Origin of the sequence: Bacillus sp. ISO11, from assembly GCF_003458115.1 — a bacterium.
Taxonomy (GTDB): Bacteria; Bacillota; Bacilli; order Bacillales; family Bacillaceae_G; genus Bacillus_A; species Bacillus_A cereus.
Window position 1 is genome coordinate 213,687 of sequence record NZ_QXCO01000005.1, and the last position, 16,297, is coordinate 229,983.

Below are 16,297 nucleotides of genomic sequence, written 5' to 3' on the forward strand. Positions count from 1 at the left end.
ATTTCGGGCTTTTTCTTCATTCTCATTCGAAAAAACATGAAAATCGTGACTGTTTGCTTTATAATAAGTAACAGATAATGCAAAACATAGACAAGGAGAGGTTTTCCAAATGATTTTTAAAGTATTTTATCAAGAAAAATTAACTGAGGTTCCAGTACGTGAAAATACAAAAGTTTTATATTTAGAGGCTACGTCTGAAAAGGATGTTCGTACAAAGTTAAATAAGTTCGCATATAATATCGAGTTTGTTCAGTCTGTTACTGGCGCTCATCTTGAATATGAAAAAGAAAACGCTGATTTAACATTAGCGGAAATCGTATAGCGATATGAAATTTCTAAAAAACGACCAAGTTGCTGTATTTGCTCTCGGTGGGCTTGGTGAAATCGGTAAAAATACATACGCTGTTCAATTTCAAGATGAAATTATTATAATTGATGCTGGAATTAAATTTCCAGAGGACGAACTTCTCGGGATCGATTATGTAATACCAGACTACACTTATTTTGTGCGAAACGAAGATAAAATTAAAGGGTTATTCATTACACATGGTCACGAAGATCATATCGGCGGAATCCCTTACCTATTACGTCAAGTGAACATTCCGATTTACGGCGGAAAATTAGCAATTGCACTCATCAAAAACAAATTAGAAGAACACGGCTTACTTCGTAAAGCAAAACTTTACGAGATTCAAGAAGATGACGTTATTAAATTCAAAAAAACGTCTGTATCCTTCTTCCGTACAACTCACAGTATTCCAGATTCGTACGGCGTTGTTGTGAAAACACCTCAAGGTCAAGTTGTTCATACAGGTGACTTCAAATTTGACTTCACACCAGTTGGTGAACCAGCTGATTTAACAAAAATGGCTGAAATCGGTAAAGATGGCGTACTATGTCTATTATCTGATAGTACGAACAGTGAAGTTCCAAACTTTACTATGTCTGAGCGTCGCGTTGGTGATAGCATTCAAGACATTTTCCGTAAAGTAGAAGGACGGATTATATTCGCAACCTTTGCATCAAATATCCACCGCTTACAACAAGTTGTTGAAGCTGCTGTTGAAAACAACCGTAAAGTAGCTGTGTTTGGTCGAAGTATGGAAGCAGCGATTGAAATTGGACAAAACCTTGGTTATATCCGTTGCCCGAAAGATACATTCATAGATGCATCTCAACTAAACCGCTTACCAGCTAATAAAGTTGTTATTTTATGTACAGGTAGTCAAGGTGAACCGATGGCAGCACTTTCACGTATTGCAAATGGTACACACCGCCAAATTCAAATTATTCCTGGAGATACAGTTGTTTTCTCTTCTTCACCAATTCCAGGAAATACAATTAGCGTAAGTCGTACAATTAACATGTTGTACCGCGCTGGCGCTGATGTAATTCACGGGAAACTTTCAAATATCCATACAAGTGGACACGGTGGACAAGAAGAACAAAAGTTAATGTTACGTCTAATTAAACCGAAGTACTTCATGCCAATTCATGGTGAATATCGTATGCAGCGTATGCACATGAACATAGCAAATGATTGTGGCATCCCTGAAGAAAATTGCTTCATTATGGATAATGGCGATGTTCTTGCTTTACGTTCGGATGAAGCTAGCGTAGCTGGAAAAATCCCATCTGGTTCGGTCTACATTGATGGAAACGGTATTGGAGATATTGGCAATATCGTATTACGCGATCGTCGTATCCTTTCTGAAGAAGGACTTGTAATTGTAGTTGTAAGCATTGATATGAATGAATTTAAAGTTGCAGCAGGACCTGATATCATCTCACGCGGTTTCGTTTACATGCGTGAAAGCAGCGATTTAATCAATGATGCACAAACATTAATTACAACTCATTTAGAAAAAGTAATGGAGCGTAAAACAACACAATGGTCTGAAATTAAAAATGAAATTACAGACACATTAGCCCCATTCCTATATGAGAAAACGAAACGTCGTCCAATGATTTTACCAATCATTATGGAAATATAAGAAAAAGGACAATGCCATGAAGGCATTGTCCTTTTCTTTTCTCTTATCTTAAAAAGTGTTTAAATCGATCCACTTCATCGTCATGACCAATGACAATTAATATATCTCCTGCTTGAATATTCTCCGTAGCTCGAGGGGATACGATAACTTCTTTGCCTCGTTTAATTGCTACAATATTCAATCCAAACTTCGCACGAATATCTAATTCAATTAAAGAGTGCCCATCAATTTTTTTATTCGCAATAATCTCTACAATACTATGCTCATCTGAAAGCTCAAGGTAGTCTAGCACATTGCTTGATGCAATATTATTAGCAATCCTTTTTCCCATATCACGTTCTGGATGCACAATATGATCTGCACCTATTTTACTTAACACTTTTTCATGATAATCATTTTGAGCTTTTACAGTAATATTTTTTACACCCAACTCTTTCAAAATCAAAGTCGTTAAAATACTTGAATTTAAATTATCTCCAATAGCAACGACTACGTGATCAAAATTTCGAATACCAAGGCTTTTTAATACCATCTCATCTGTTGAATCTGCAATTACAGCATGCGAAGCTATATTTGCAAATTCATTAATTTTATCCTCATCTGAATCGATTGCCATTACTTCCATACCTAATTGAGCTAGTTCTCGGCAAATACTTCCACCAAAGCGACCAAGTCCAATGACAGCAAATTCTTTTTCTTTCTCACCCACAAGAATTCCTCCAATAACTTCAAGTACTATTTATTTTCAGTGTAACACACTTTATATGCGTCACAAAAACTATGATTAGCTCTTATTTTTGTTTTTGTATATAAAAATATTGTTGCAAGTAAAAAGCGATACCAACAAGTAGCATAGCAAATACAAATATATTTCCAAAAGAACTAAATGTTTCAAAAACGAATAATAATGTTTCTTGACCAAAAAAGGCAAATAGAAGCTGTGTGAATGCAAATAACAACGCCCATATGTAATGATGTTGATGGAATAAATAATGCGTTGCACCTAAAAAAGCAATAAACGAAAAGATAAAGATCCACCAATTTTCTAAAAATAGTTGCCAATTAGAAAATTGATATCCATTTACTAATATCGCAATAAGCGCGATAACTGCCATCGTCGGCACACTCCAAAATAATGCCCGTCCTCTAAAGAAACGAGTGCCTTTAACATCTCCTTTTTCATGTGCAATATATGTTAGTACTACTGTGCTTATATACAAAACAGAAAGAATTGTTAAAACGATAATAAGCCAAAAATGTAATTGATAATATTCATGCTCTATATTTGTCACGATTGCAGCTAACATGCACGGAATTAACATTCCCGTCCAACCATCTACTTTTCTTTCATTCCAAAAGACCGTATTACCAATCCTTATTCCTAACAACATAAAAATAATGATACCCAATACAAATAACGTAGTTTTATTCCCTACTAAACTCGTTGAGAAAGCAATTAATCCAATAAATAAAAAGAGCACAAACCCATTCATAATTTCTAGTACAGGTGATAAATATCTCTTCACCCATTTGTATGTTTCGTCATATTCATTATTATCTACTAGACGATAGGCATAAAAACTTATCCCAAAATAAACCGCCGCAATAATAACATACGCATATAAGACGAAACATAAAATCGCACTGCTAATTTGCACGTAATTCCCCACCCTTTTTTCTATGTTTCACATTGATTTTACACACTTTTCATACTAAAAGTAAACATATATAAGTTAGTCAAATAATTAATAATGAGCAGTGGCTAAACCCCCTGCTCATTATTAAAACAGTACAATTAACTTTAATTCTTCCATTTGTATGTAAATGTCTAAAATCAATCTATACGAGCGTTACTTACACCTCAGAACAAAAAGTTTTTTGGAACCTTCAAGAGAGCGGAAGTTTTATTTTCTATTCCCTTTCCACTTTACATATTGGCTTAAAAATGTGATTGCCTTTTCAATCACTTCTTCGTCTGGTTTTAATTTTGCATGATGTAAACCATATTCTGAATTTACTCCAAGCCAAAACATAAATCCAGGGATTTCTCGAAGCATATAACCAAAATCTTCACCCGTCATTGCCTCAGTACATGTAATAACATTCATATCAGTTTGTTTATGTACAAATTCCATAAACTCTCTCGTTAACTCTTCATGGTTATATACTTGATGATACATTGCTCCGTAATCTATAATCGCCTCACACTGGAAAGAAGCTTCGATACCTGCAACAATTGACTCAATTCTGCTTTTCACACGCTTCATTGATTCCACTGATAATGTTCGAATCGTTCCTTCTAAACGAGATTTTTCTGCAATAATATTTTGAACCGTACCACCTGTAATTTTCCCGATTGTAATTACTGCACTATCAAGAGGATTTACATTGCGACTAATAACGGATTGAAGCTGTGTAACAAGGTGACTCGCTGCAACAATCATGTCATTTGCAGTATGCGGATAGGCAGCATGGCCACCTTTCCCTTTTAAATCAATATATAATTCTGAAGTATTGGCAAATAACAGTCCTTCTTTCGTTGCAATTGTCCCCACAGCGTATTCTGGTGCAATATGAAGACCAAGAATTATATTTGGTTTCCATTCTTTTAACTCTTCACTTTCTAACATAGGAAGAGCACCGCCTGGTCCTTCTTCTGCTGGCTGGAATAGAAATACAAGGTCATCATCTATTCTTTCGCTCACAGCTTTCGTTAGAAGGCCTAAACCGATTGTTGTATGTACATCATGGCCACATGCATGCATCATTCCTTCATGAATAGAAGCAAACTCGTATCCAGTTTCCTCTGTAATTGGTAAACCGTCTATATCTGCACGATAACCTATTATTTTTTCAGGGTTTTTTCCATTTACTTTAACGATTACACCCGTTTTCCATGTCTTCACTTCCACAAATTCATGAGAAAGTGTTCCTATATAATCTAAAATATACTGTTGTGTTTTCCATTCCTTAAATCCGATTTCTGGAATTCTATGTAAATCTCTACGAATTTGGATAAATTTGCTTACTGTCATTTTTGCACCTCTATCTATAAAAAGCGTAAGAGCCCATTTACGCTCTTACGCTTTTTTTACTTTTTATTTCTCTGGGTTTAATTGACGAAGCTCTTGTTTAATTTCTGTTTTTGCTTTTGTCTTCTCATCAATTTCTTTAATTACACGTGCTGGAGTACCTGCAACAACTGTGTATGGAGGCACATCTTCTGTTACAACAGCTCCTGCTGCTACGACTGCACCTTTCCCTACTGTAACACCCTCTAAAACAACCACGTTTGCACCGATTACTACATCATCTTCAACGATAACTGGTTTTGCAGAAGGTGGCTCAATAACACCTGCAAGTACAGCACCTGCACCTACGTGACAGTTTTTACCGACTGTTGCACGTCCACCAAGTACTGCGTTCATGTCGATCATAGAACCTTCACCAATTACAGCACCAATGTTAATTGTTGCATTCATCATAATTACAGCGTTGTCACCAATTTCAACATGGTCACGAATAATAGCACCTGGCTCGATGCGAGCTTTAATACCTTTTAAATCAAGCATCGGGATTGCAGAATTACGACGATCGTTTTCTACAACGTAGTCAACGATGTGCTTATTATTCTCATCAAGAATTGTCTTAATTTCAGACCATTCTCCGAATAATACACCTGACTTTTTATTCACAAATGCTTGTACTGTTTCAGGGAATGTTACTTCTTTTAAATCCCCTTTTATGTATACCTTTACAGGAGTTTTCTTTTCACTTTTTTGAATAAACGAAATAATTTCGTTAGCGTCCATCATTTTCATTCTTGTTGCCTCCTAAATCCATTTATAATGTTACTCTACCAAACGAAAGAGCGAGTAGCAAGATAATAATCTTATTTTTCCCTTTGAATTTCTTCTATAATTTCTAAAAATGCTTGTACTTGCTTCAACTGCCTTGCCGAGTCACTTGTTAACAACCATGTTTCTCTCGTCAGTTGAACAGGTGTTTTATACATATTTTCCTGTACTTCCTTTAAAACAGTAGAAGGTAAAAGGGCATAACCTATACCATTTAAAACAAGTTGTTTACATGTTTCAATTTGGTCAACTACAATCGTTCGCTTAGGCGGATTAGAAAATAAACCATACCACCAATTTTGTATTTGTCCATAATAAGTCGAATCACTTTTAAATTGAATGAACGGCCTATTTGTTTCTTTTAACATCGAAATATCTTTTATTTCTTTATCAACTAAATACAGTTCATCTTCAAATAATTGTTGCTTCTGACCTTTATATTCTTGTGTTCCCCTCAGTATAGCAACATGAACGTCTCCTTCATAAAACTGCTTTTGCACTTCACTACTCCATCCAGTAAACAGCGATATCTTGACAGAAGGATATTTATGCACAAACTTTTTCAAAACAGGAGGGAGCCAATATTGACCAATAACTGATGCAACAGCTATTTTTAACGTTCCATGAGTTTCCGTTCTGAAAACAGCTAGCTCACTTTTTATATCTTCTTCCCTTTGCAACATTTCTTTAGCATAATTTGCAACTTTTTCCCCTTCAGGTGTAATTGTCAATCCTTTTTGTGAGCGAATAAAAAACTTCATTCCCCATTGTTTCTCCATAGATTGTAATCGTTGACTCAGCGCAGGTTGGGAAACAAATAAACGTTCCGCCGCTTTTCTCATATTTGATTCCTGAGCTAACACAACCATCATTTGAAAATCATCAATTTGCAACTTTCTCCCTCTTTCCTTAGCTTCCATACACCTTATTTCAATAAGCTTTTCATCCTTAATTTACCCGAATGCTTTCATTCAGAAAATACAATTGTCCAGCGCAAACTTTCCTTATGTTTTATGTCTTTTTAAATATAATACATACACAAGTGATATGCACGAAAAAAAAAGTGACTTCTTCGTTTCTATGAAGTCACTTTTCTTACGTTATCGATTATGTTGCCTTACTTTCTTATTCAACAATTTTAAAATAGCCCGACGTGTTAAAATCCCCTCAAAATAGCCTTCTTCATTAACAGCGCAAATAAAAGGATGATCAATTGTCATTTCTAAAGCTTTTGCAAATGAATCGTCTAATTTAAGAACAGGTATATCTTCTTTCATCACCTGCTCTACTTTCATATCATCGAGTCTTTCAAACTCAATACGTTCTAATCCTAACATACCATCTAATATCATGGCAGTACTAATCAAACCATGTAGTTTATACATTGGATCTAAGACAGGTATCGCCGAATATCCAGATTTCACAAGAACGAGTAAAGCATGTTCTAAACTATTTCCAATTTGGACATGAGCTACTTTTTCCGATGAAATCATTAAATCCTTCACAAGAATTTGTTGAAATTCGTCTTTCGGAATACTAATCATATTACATCCCCCATTTTCCCTTTTTCCTGCTTATGTTCACAACTCTATTCACATTTTATGACAGCGTTTTCATATTATTATTTTGTCCTAAATTTATTTCAATAAAAATACAATCACACAGCTATTTTAGCATACAGCACAAAAAAAAGACTACCATTCCGGTAGCGCTTAATACCCTTTATTTTTTAATCTGTAAAATAACCTTGTGATTTTTTTATATTGCATCACATCTGTCTGTTTCAAACCATTTTCAATATCTGTAAGTTCCACAGCTAAAATTTCACTTGCGTAATTTTGCTGAAATAAAATATCTAGTAGTAAACTTTCTTCTTCCTTCGTTAAAACAACTTCCCTTTGCATATACCCCTCTCCTTACACTCGCATCGTTACTCTTATTATATAAAAAATTCAACCTATTTAATAGATGTAATATTCAGTTTTTATTAAAAGATATGTAGCAATCGTATACATACAAAAAAAATCATTTCGTATATCGATTTGCATAGCTAAACGCCGCATAAGCATCTGGCTTAATTTTTGCAGTTAATCCCATCGCTCGAATTTTTTCTGTCATATCTAAAATAAATTCTTTTGTTAAACCATCATTCCCAATGTCTAAATGAATTTCCATTATGAATCCAGCCCCATCTTGAGCATAAGGATGCAATAACTCCCATATTGTTTGTATATGAGTAGGCGTAAATAGACATGCGATTTCTTGACTAAACTGCGTTTCTAAATATATTTTCTCACGTAAGGTTGCCGGCTTATCTTTTACTGATCTATGGTGTAAACAGCCCCAGGCACCTTTTCCAACACGATGAATATGGATTGCTGTAATAAACCTCGTATCCTTTTGATGCGCTTGTGAGTCTGTCCCAATGGATAATCGATATAAATTTCGCGGATCCTTTTCAATGAAACTACAAATACGGTTAAAGACCATATCAAAATTTAAATGTCTCTCTGAAACATTGTAAAATTTATGTGCACCGTCCACAGAGTCACGTCCTTTCAATTAGACAGACTTTTCGTATTCTCATTGTATGGGACAAAAACTAAAATTATAACTTCCTATCCTTTATTCGTTTCAATATTTCGAATTACAAAGTGACAAACTTGGCACGTATAAATTACATTTTGATTAGATTGAGCCGTTAATACATGAATAATCTCAGCAGAACTTTGACAATTAGGACAAATCACAACTGGTAAACGTTCCATACGATAACCTCCTAGTTATATTTCTCCCGCTATTTGCAGAACCCAGCGATTGTGAGAAGTTTAGCTTCACATATTCACCCGGTTGACGGGACTCATTTTCCACATGGATAAGCAAACTTGCACGGATTAAAATTTCATTTTAATACCATTGTAGGAAAAATAAAAAACTTCTATACATTCCACTAGAAAGTAATAGAACTAAAAAAGGTACTGCCACATGGCAGTACCTTTTTTATATGTATCAAGAAATGATATCGTAAATCTCAATTGCAACCATGTCGATATTATCGAATTGATACACTTGAGGTTTTTCACCTTGTTGATACACTTCTAACTCATACATTTCACTTTTATCGAAAAATTTCACGCTACATTTGCGCTCACCGTTCACTTCAAAATAGCGTTGTGCTACTTCACCGCTTTCAGCTTGTTCTTGTAGACTAACAAGTCGAGTTAAAATTCCTTGGAGTAGAGACATGAAATCTCTCCTTTCTCTGATCTTCCTACCAATAGGTTTTACAGCTATACTCATTCTATCCGTCATAACAGAAAAAATGTTCCACACTCTAGGATAAAGGTTATTGGCCAGAAACTCAACTAAAAATTTGTCGAAATGCGAAGGAAAAAACAGAAAGAACATATTTCCCCTTCTTTATTGCGGTTTTTATACTGGAAGAATATAATAAAAAACAGAAAAAAGGAGGAATAACAATGAAAAAAATTGAGGTTTATACACAACCCGATTGTCCGCCCTGTGTTATTGTGAAAGAATTTTTGAAGCATAATAACGTTGCATATGAAGAATTTGACGTAAAAAAAGACGCTGCTGCTCGCAATCGTCTTTTATACGACTATGATTCTTATTCAACTCCAACAGTCGTAATTGATGGCGAAGTAGTTGCAGGGTTTCAAATTGAAAAGTTACAACAACTACTCAATATAGAATAGGAATAGGTAAATACCTATTCCTATTCTTATCCCGCTATTTGTGGGTAGTAAAACTCCTACCCCAAATTTAGCTACAGCAAAGAAGTTAGATGGAAGAGTAATCCCTCCCACTGATTAAAAGTTTCACTTTATAATTGTTGCAACCTTTTTATTTCAGTTAAAAGTTCCTGACTTTCATGATATCCTGCTAGCTTCCATTTATCTTGATCCCTTTTCAATGTTACAATTTGATACTGTCCACTTTTTGTCCGCTCATATACATATAAATTTTTATGTTCTTCATCATACGACATTTTCGTTTCTGAATTAAAAGAAAACGGTGCTTCTTTTGCCGGAAGTAAATATTCACCACTTTGTTTATCACTTCTGCTATTTTCATCTGTAAATACTTGAAGGAAATTATCTGTAAAATACGGTGATAACGTCTCTATCATCTTATTCATCGGCAAATGCTTCCCACGAATTGAAAACTGGGTTTCATAGCCTTTTTGTATCGTTGTAAATACTTCTTTCCGATCGACTTCCACTTCCTCTTTTCCTAAAACAGTCGTAACACTATAACCAACTAGAAAGGCAACACATACAAATAGAACAAGCCATATTCCATATTTCCTCATTTTTTCACCTTCCTTTTAAAAGAACTTGTCTTTGTAGTATTCATTGTAACAATGATTATGCAAAGACAGGACAGATTTCGTTCGTAAAATCTTTACAACGATAGACAGCATTTTCATCACCATTTTCACTATTACCAATTTATGATAAAAACAAACAAAAAATGCACGAATCTCTTCGTGCATTAAAATAAAACATCTTCTTCATATAAATATTCATAAGATAAATCTATAAATAAAAAGTTGTCATCATCAATCGGGAAAGAAAATGTTCGTACCATTTCTCCCGTTTCAATATCTGCATATAAATCTGAAAGCCTCGCCTTATTCTCAAAACGCATTTTCATGATATTCTCGAGAAAATACGGGCGCCAACTCCAGTTCTTCATATAATAATCCGGCATCACAATCCATTCTCCATCTTTTTTCATAACATTTCCTGATTGTTGGAAACCATCTTCATTACAAATAAATATACGAAAACTACACTGTGATACACTTTGACTAAATTGTAATAACCAATCATTTATATCTTCATTCTTTTTTTGTTTTGATAAAACATCGCCAATGCGATCGCGTAACATCTCTGTTAAATTATAAATTTTTTGTAACTTCTTCTTTTCATGCTGAATAAACTGATGACATTCATTACCTAGTCGCTCTTTCAAAACATTCGTTTCAATAAAATCAGGTAAACATTCTTTCAAATAATTACCTTGATAATATCTTCCGCCGTTCTTCCAAGCATATTGCAGTTGATAAAAAGCATCTATTTCTTCATATAACAAAGTTGCACCAATTCTTCTAGCAAGTAATGATAAAGAATATAAAATATCTTGATAAGATTGTAAAAGTGCTGTTTGCCTTAAGTTCGTTAAATCTACTTTTAAAATATCAGGTGCTAACACGCTAATACGCTCTAAATTACTTGTGCCCGTTCCGACTTTATTAATCGAAATTTGAATACCATATGTACGATAATACATAAGCAAATGATTAAATTGCTCTATATCTTCTTTACATTCATGCTCTGTAATCTCTAAAACAATTTGTTTTAAATTTAAACCTTGTTCTTCATACCTCAATAAAAGTTGAAGCAAGCTTTCATCATCATCATTCATTAATACATTAGCATTCCGATGTATAAATAATAATAATTTTTGATCGCTTTCTAAATAACGATTTAAAGCTTTTTCTACTATAATATTATCCGCTTCCAGTTGAAATTCACTTGGAATCGAATCATCGTGAAAGAAAGAAGCTAAACTTTGTATGCCCTCTTCTGTTTGAATACGTCCTACTACTTCGTATCCAATTACAGTATGCTCATCAGCACTAAAAATAGCTTGATAATAAGGAAGGACTTTATCCAAGTTACTCATTACATCTAATGCATCTATCAACGTGCTTCCCTCCCTTTACTTTTCAAAAATTATAACATGATATTTACGGAAAAATAATAAAAAATCCCTTCAGTTTTCCTGAAGGGATTAGAGGGGTAAAATGCTAAGGGGAATTAGCAATTCTACTATGAAGAAAAAAGAGGTCTTAAATATAACGTATATATGACCTCTTGTAAACACTTTTCTTTCATATGTCACAATTCCGTCACATTTAGCCATAAAAAAATGAATCAAATATTCATTTTTTTATCCCTTTTAAAATGGATATTGATGTAAATGTTGTCCTCCATCCATTGTCATGCAAGTTCCATTTATGTACGCAGCTTCATCTGAACATAAATAATAAGCTAGACCAGCGATTTCTTCTGGCGTACCCAGCCTTCCAAGCGGAACACTTTGTATCGTACGTTTAGCCATTTCTTCTGAAATCCATAATTTATCAGCACCGCCCGTACGTTCAATTGGTCCTGGCGCGATAGCGTTAACTCGTATTCCATATTTACGTCCCCACTCAACAGCGAGCGTCTTCGTCATCGCTAATACTCCTGCCTTCGCTGCAGCCGAATGAATAACTCCTGGACCAGCATCCCATGCATATGTTGCTACCATGTTAATGATATTCCCTTTTATACCTTTTTCAATCCAATATTTTCCGACAGCATGACTACAGTAAAACGTACCGTTTAATACAATATTAATGACTGAATTCCAGCCATTCACAGATAAATCTTCTGCTGGACAAATAAAGTTTCCAGCTGCATTATTTATTAAAACATCAATTCTACCAAACTTCTCATCAATCTGTTCAATCATTTTCTGAATGTCATCCGTATTTCTTACATCCATTTGTACAGGTAATACTTGCCCTGGAAATTGTTCAATTTCCAACTTTGTTTCCTCTAGTTTTTCCTTTGTACGTCCTGTAATAACAACTCGTGCCCCTTCTTTTGCAAAACGAGTCGCCATTCCTTTTCCCATTCCACTCGATCCACCTGTTATAATAACTACCTTTTCTTTCACATACATCCCCTCCAAAAAATGAATACACATTCATTTTATCACTTTATTTAATAGAAATCTTTATATTTTTAAACTTTTCTGATATTTTAGCGTAAAGAACTTTCTTTTTATTCATTTTTTTTCGTAATCTATACTACTTTTTATTATGTAAAGTATATTTTAAATAAACTGAAAGGAGATTTGAGTAGCCTATAAATGGAATGAAAACATTGAGGTATACTCATATTTTTATGAAGCACATTACAAGAAGAAATTTTTTAAAAATTGGTATGCGTACTTGTCTCTATTCATTTATAACCAGTAGCATCGGATACTACTATGCTAAATATATAGAGCCCCATTTCATTTCTTTTACACAGCACACATTAAAATCACAACTCATCCCAAAAAGTTTTCATGGTATGAAAATTCTTCAATTCAGCGATTTACATCTCGGATACTATTTCTCGCTTCAACATTTATCTAAAGTTGTTTCTAAAATTAATGCTGTAAATCCAGATATTGTCCTTTTTACCGGAGATCTCATTGATAATTATCAAACGTATACTGACACTCCTTTCGTTGCATCCATTTTAAAAAATATACAAGCCCCCTTTGGTAAATTCGCTATTTATGGTAACCATGATCACGGTGGATATGGAACTGAATACTATGAGCACATCATGCGTGAATCAGGATTTGAGCTATTGCTCAATAGTGAAAAAAGAATTCGTTTAATGGATAATAGTGAAATTTCTATTTTCGGTCTCGATGATATACTATTAGGCAAACCAAAAATAGAGAAAACATTAGAGCATGCACGGCAAAGTACTTATAACATTGTTCTTGTTCACGAACCAGATATCGCGCCCAAAGTTTCTAAATATCCAATCAACTTGCAACTTTCTGGTCATAGTCACGGCGGACAAGTACAAATTCCTTTTTTAGGAGCTATTATTACACCTTCACTCGCCAAAGACTATATTGAAGGCTTCTATACAATTCAGGATTTAACTCTCTATGTCAATCGAGGCCTGGGAAGAACACGTGTCCCATTTCGCTTTATGTCAAAACCTGAAATCACAATTTTCACACTCCAACATTCGTAATAATTCGCCTATTTTCTTACATATCCTTTCTTGTACGCGCTCATCCACGTTTTGTTTGCCATATGATAAAAGTGAGTCCAATAAAGGAGGTATGTTCATGTATCCATATTATCAACCAATTCCAGTCCGTTCAGCACCTATTGGTCCAGTAGGCGACTCACGCTTCTTCCCGTTTTTTGGCGTTCCCTTTCTAGCTGGAATTGCTGGTGGATTGCTCGGCGGAGCATTAGCTTTCGGCCCTCGACCATTTTATCCACCTTATCCACCACCTTTCCCGCCGCCAGCACCTTATCCTTGTTACGGTGGACCATGTCAGCAACCATACTATTACTAAGTTAAAATAACGATTCTTTCAAATATTATTCTCTCAACGAGCCATCTCATTACACTCTTATAATAAAACTATTGTTTCTACTCATCCTTCCATTTTTGGAGCATATGAGTAGAAAAAAGTAAAAACCTCTTATTAACATAAGAGGTTTTTACTTTTTTCATTATTCAGCGTCTGTATTTTGATATGCCATCTTAAACAACTTCACTTGGCTATCAATTTCTTCTGTACTACTATTAATAACATAATAGTAATCACCATCTTTATTTTGTTCACGTGTTTTCACATTATCAGCTAATGTAAGCTGTAAAATCGCCTTAATTCGTGCCTTCATTTCAATATCTAATATTGGGAAAGATATTTCCACTCGCTTCTCCATATTTCGCGTCATCAAATCAGCTGAAGATAAATATATTTTCTCCTCCCCATTATGATGGAAATAATAAATACGGCTATGTTCTAAATATCTTCCAACAACACTAACTACACGAATATTTTCACTTACATTTGGAATGCCAGGTCTTAAACAACATGTCCCTCGAACAATGAGCTCTACCTTTACTCCAGCTTGTGATGCTTCGTACATTTTTTTAATTAATGGTTTATCTGTTAATGAATTCATCTTAGCGATAATATATCCATTTCCATATTGCCTATGATAACGGATTTCTTCATCTATTAAATCTATAAATTGCTCTCTTATATCAAATGGAGCAACTGATAAATGATGAAAATGTGGCTTTGTTGTATAACCACTTAAATAATTAAAGAAATTGGTTGCATCAACCCCAAAGTCTTTTCTTGATGTAATATATCCAAAATCAGTATATAACTTCGCTGTTGCATCATTATAGTTTCCAGTTCCGAGATGTACGAACCTTTCGATTTTTCCGTTTTTTCTTCTTACAACTAACGTAATTTTACTATGTGTTTTCAAGTGACTTACACCGTAAATAACATGACAGCCTGCCTGTTCCAATTCTTTAGCCCAATGAACATTGTTTTCTTCATCAAATCTTGCCTTTAATTCAACTAATACCGTCACTTGTTTTCCCTTTTCAGCCGCTATCTTTAACGCCTGAATAATCGGTGAATCACCACTTACACGATATAACGTTTGTTTAATCGCAAGTACATTCGGATCGTCCGCCGCATCACGGACAAAATCAACTACCGGCTGAAATGATTCAAAAGGATGATGTAATAAAATATCATGCTCAATTGCTTTTTCAAATACATCTTCTTCATCACCTAAATCTTGAGGTGGTTGCGGAATAAGAGCCGGATATACAAGATGTTCATATAAAGGAGCTAGTTTTTTATATAAAGAAAACAAACATGTTAAATCTAATGGACCATCCATTATATATACATCTTCATCTTTTACTTCCAGAACCTCATATAATAACGCTAGTACTCTTTCATCAATGTGTTCTTTCCCAACTTCTAAACGAACAGCAGCCCCCCACTTACGCTTTTTTAATTCTTTTTCAATTACCTTTAATAAATCTCTCGCACCTTCTTCATGAATCGTTAAATCTGCATTGCGTGTAATACGGAAACGAGTAACAGATGATACTGTATATCCCGTAAATAATTTATGAGTAAAGCTACTAATTACGTCTTCTAATAAAATAAATTTATGCTTTTGCCCTTCGCTAGGTAAAATTATGAAGCGCTCAAGTAATGAAGGAACTTGCACAATTCCTAACTTCGTCCTGTTTTCTTCTTCCGCTTGCTTCTCATCATATAAAAGAGTAGCCAAATTCAAACTTTTGTTTAATAGCATTGGAAATGGGCGATATGCATCAATAGCTACAGGAGTTAACACTGGAAAAATTTGCTCATCAAAATACTCTTCTATAAATTCTCGCTGCTCTTTCGTCAAATCATTGAATGTTAAACGTTCAATTCCCTCTAACTCAAGCGCTGGTAATACATAATTTTTAAATGTATCATATTGTACTGTCATTAGTGCATGGGCTTTTATCGCAATTTTATTTAATTGCTTTTTTGGTGTTAAGCCAGCTTTATTTTCTGGTTGGTTAAATCCAGCACTCACTTGATCCTTTAATCCCGCTACACGTACCATAAAAAATTCATCTAAATTCGAACTAAAAATACTAATAAATTTCAATCTTTCCAAAAGTGGATTATTTGCATCTTGCGCTTCTTGTAAGACACGTTCATTAAATGCTAACCAACTTAACTCTCGATTATTGTAATAAGCTGTATCATTTAAATTTACTGCATTCCCCTTCAATAATTCCATTC

At 34.4% G+C, this 16,297-nt stretch carries 19 protein-coding genes; 5 read left to right on the forward strand and 14 right to left on the reverse strand.

Going from position 1 to position 16,297, the window contains the following annotated elements:
- Positions 1-109 precede the first annotated feature (109 nt).
- Positions 110-322: a DNA-dependent RNA polymerase subunit epsilon gene (locus D1166_RS07615; protein WP_000576435.1), complete on the forward strand. Its 213-nt coding sequence runs from the start codon at positions 110-112 to the stop codon at positions 320-322.
- Positions 323-326: 4 nt separating this feature from the next.
- Complete coding sequence (gene rnjA / locus D1166_RS07620) at positions 327-1,994, forward strand: ribonuclease J1 (protein WP_097856053.1); 1,668 nt, start codon at positions 327-329, stop codon at positions 1,992-1,994.
- A 43-nt stretch (positions 1,995-2,037) separates the two neighbouring features.
- Here rnjA and D1166_RS07625 read toward each other — a convergent pair whose 3' ends face one another.
- From D1166_RS07625 to D1166_RS07665, 10 genes are all read right to left on the reverse strand, one after another.
- Positions 2,038-2,703 (reverse strand): potassium channel family protein, encoded by a 666-nt coding sequence (locus D1166_RS07625; RefSeq protein WP_000504032.1) that lies wholly within the window; start codon positions 2,701-2,703, stop codon positions 2,038-2,040.
- Between the two features lie 82 nt (positions 2,704-2,785).
- On the reverse strand, positions 2,786-3,652 hold the full coding sequence (locus D1166_RS07630; protein WP_001167321.1) for a cytochrome c oxidase assembly protein: 867 nt from the start codon (positions 3,650-3,652) through the stop codon (positions 2,786-2,788).
- Between the two features lie 246 nt (positions 3,653-3,898).
- The gene (locus tag D1166_RS07635) at positions 3,899-5,029 is read right to left on the reverse strand and encodes an N-acetyldiaminopimelate deacetylase (protein ID WP_000218663.1); all 1,131 of its coding nucleotides are present in this window, start codon (positions 5,027-5,029) and stop codon (positions 3,899-3,901) included.
- Positions 5,030-5,092: 63 nt separating this feature from the next.
- Positions 5,093-5,815 carry a 2,3,4,5-tetrahydropyridine-2,6-dicarboxylate N-acetyltransferase gene (gene dapD / locus D1166_RS07640; RefSeq protein ID WP_000783241.1) on the reverse strand — a complete coding sequence of 241 codons (723 nt, stop codon included), beginning with the start codon at positions 5,813-5,815 and terminating at the stop codon, positions 5,093-5,095.
- A 71-nt stretch (positions 5,816-5,886) separates the two neighbouring features.
- Positions 5,887-6,771 carry a LysR family transcriptional regulator gene (locus D1166_RS07645; RefSeq protein WP_001987174.1) on the reverse strand — a complete coding sequence of 295 codons (885 nt, stop codon included), beginning with the start codon at positions 6,769-6,771 and terminating at the stop codon, positions 5,887-5,889.
- A gap of 180 nt (positions 6,772-6,951) precedes the next feature.
- Positions 6,952-7,395: a cyclic-di-AMP-binding protein CbpB gene (cbpB, locus tag D1166_RS07650; RefSeq protein ID WP_000623579.1), complete on the reverse strand. Its 444-nt coding sequence runs from the start codon at positions 7,393-7,395 to the stop codon at positions 6,952-6,954.
- 168 nt (positions 7,396-7,563) lie between these two features.
- Complete coding sequence (gene abbA / locus D1166_RS07655) at positions 7,564-7,755, reverse strand: antirepressor AbbA (RefSeq protein ID WP_001188692.1); 192 nt, start codon at positions 7,753-7,755, stop codon at positions 7,564-7,566.
- A gap of 121 nt (positions 7,756-7,876) precedes the next feature.
- On the reverse strand, positions 7,877-8,395 hold the full coding sequence (locus D1166_RS07660; protein ID WP_000348489.1) for a ribonuclease H-like YkuK family protein: 519 nt from the start codon (positions 8,393-8,395) through the stop codon (positions 7,877-7,879).
- Between the two features lie 74 nt (positions 8,396-8,469).
- Complete coding sequence (locus D1166_RS31205) at positions 8,470-8,619, reverse strand: hypothetical protein (protein WP_000440540.1); 150 nt, start codon at positions 8,617-8,619, stop codon at positions 8,470-8,472.
- 241 nt (positions 8,620-8,860) lie between these two features.
- Positions 8,861-9,097 (reverse strand): YkuJ family protein, encoded by a 237-nt coding sequence (locus tag D1166_RS07665; protein ID WP_000055151.1) that lies wholly within the window; start codon positions 9,095-9,097, stop codon positions 8,861-8,863.
- Between the two features lie 233 nt (positions 9,098-9,330).
- Between D1166_RS07665 and D1166_RS07670 the strand changes: the two genes are divergently transcribed.
- Entirely contained in the window at positions 9,331-9,567 is a 237-nt protein-coding gene (locus D1166_RS07670; RefSeq protein ID WP_000717875.1) for a glutaredoxin family protein, read from the forward strand.
- 128 nt (positions 9,568-9,695) lie between these two features.
- On the opposite strand, the gene D1166_RS07675 is transcribed toward D1166_RS07670, so the two are convergent.
- The 3 genes from D1166_RS07675 to fadH form a co-directional block, all read right to left on the reverse strand.
- Positions 9,696-10,184: a DUF3993 domain-containing protein gene (locus D1166_RS07675; protein WP_001233804.1), complete on the reverse strand. Its 489-nt coding sequence runs from the start codon at positions 10,182-10,184 to the stop codon at positions 9,696-9,698.
- A gap of 182 nt (positions 10,185-10,366) precedes the next feature.
- Positions 10,367-11,584 (reverse strand): EAL domain-containing protein, encoded by a 1,218-nt coding sequence (locus D1166_RS07680; RefSeq protein WP_000564306.1) that lies wholly within the window; start codon positions 11,582-11,584, stop codon positions 10,367-10,369.
- A gap of 255 nt (positions 11,585-11,839) precedes the next feature.
- Complete coding sequence (fadH, locus tag D1166_RS07685; RefSeq protein WP_000660913.1) at positions 11,840-12,604, reverse strand: 2,4-dienoyl-CoA reductase; 765 nt, start codon at positions 12,602-12,604, stop codon at positions 11,840-11,842.
- Positions 12,605-12,834: 230 nt separating this feature from the next.
- On the opposite strand from fadH, the gene D1166_RS07690 reads away from it, so the two are divergent.
- Both D1166_RS07690 and D1166_RS07695 read left to right on the forward strand, forming a co-directional pair.
- Entirely contained in the window at positions 12,835-13,692 is an 858-nt protein-coding gene (locus D1166_RS07690; RefSeq protein WP_084065586.1) for a metallophosphoesterase, read from the forward strand.
- Positions 13,693-13,789: 97 nt separating this feature from the next.
- Entirely contained in the window at positions 13,790-14,026 is a 237-nt protein-coding gene (locus D1166_RS07695) for a hypothetical protein (RefSeq protein ID WP_000283738.1), read from the forward strand.
- Positions 14,027-14,186: 160 nt separating this feature from the next.
- Here D1166_RS07695 and D1166_RS07700 read toward each other — a convergent pair whose 3' ends face one another.
- Entirely contained in the window at positions 14,187-16,295 is a 2,109-nt protein-coding gene (locus D1166_RS07700; protein WP_000421677.1) for a polyphosphate kinase, read from the reverse strand.
- Positions 16,296-16,297: the final 2 nt, after the last annotated feature.

Coding starts and splice junctions, on each gene's coding strand:
- D1166_RS07675 (WP_001233804.1), bottom strand. CDS start 10,184: ATGAGGAAATATGGAATATGGCTTGTTCTATTTGTATGTGTTGCCTTT.
- cbpB (WP_000623579.1), bottom strand. CDS start 7,395: ATGATTAGTATTCCGAAAGACGAATTTCAACAAATTCTTGTGAAGGAT.
- D1166_RS07700 (WP_000421677.1), bottom strand. CDS start 16,295: ATGGAATTATTGAAGGGGAATGCAGTAAATTTAAATGATACAGCTTAT.
- abbA (WP_001188692.1), bottom strand. CDS start 7,755: ATGCAAAGGGAAGTTGTTTTAACGAAGGAAGAAGAAAGTTTACTACTA.
- D1166_RS07690 (WP_084065586.1), top strand. CDS start 12,835: ATGAAGCACATTACAAGAAGAAATTTTTTAAAAATTGGTATGCGTACT.
- D1166_RS07665 (WP_000055151.1), bottom strand. CDS start 9,097: ATGTCTCTACTCCAAGGAATTTTAACTCGACTTGTTAGTCTACAAGAA.
- D1166_RS07670 (WP_000717875.1), top strand. CDS start 9,331: ATGAAAAAAATTGAGGTTTATACACAACCCGATTGTCCGCCCTGTGTT.
- D1166_RS07645 (WP_001987174.1), bottom strand. CDS start 6,771: ATGGAAGCTAAGGAAAGAGGGAGAAAGTTGCAAATTGATGATTTTCAA.
- D1166_RS07695 (WP_000283738.1), top strand. CDS start 13,790: ATGTATCCATATTATCAACCAATTCCAGTCCGTTCAGCACCTATTGGT.
- D1166_RS31205 (WP_000440540.1), bottom strand. CDS start 8,619: ATGGAACGTTTACCAGTTGTGATTTGTCCTAATTGTCAAAGTTCTGCT.
- rnjA (WP_097856053.1), top strand. CDS start 327: ATGAAATTTCTAAAAAACGACCAAGTTGCTGTATTTGCTCTCGGTGGG.
- D1166_RS07635 (WP_000218663.1), bottom strand. CDS start 5,029: ATGACAGTAAGCAAATTTATCCAAATTCGTAGAGATTTACATAGAATT.
- dapD (WP_000783241.1), bottom strand. CDS start 5,815: ATGAAAATGATGGACGCTAACGAAATTATTTCGTTTATTCAAAAAAGT.
- D1166_RS07615 (WP_000576435.1), top strand. CDS start 110: ATGATTTTTAAAGTATTTTATCAAGAAAAATTAACTGAGGTTCCAGTA.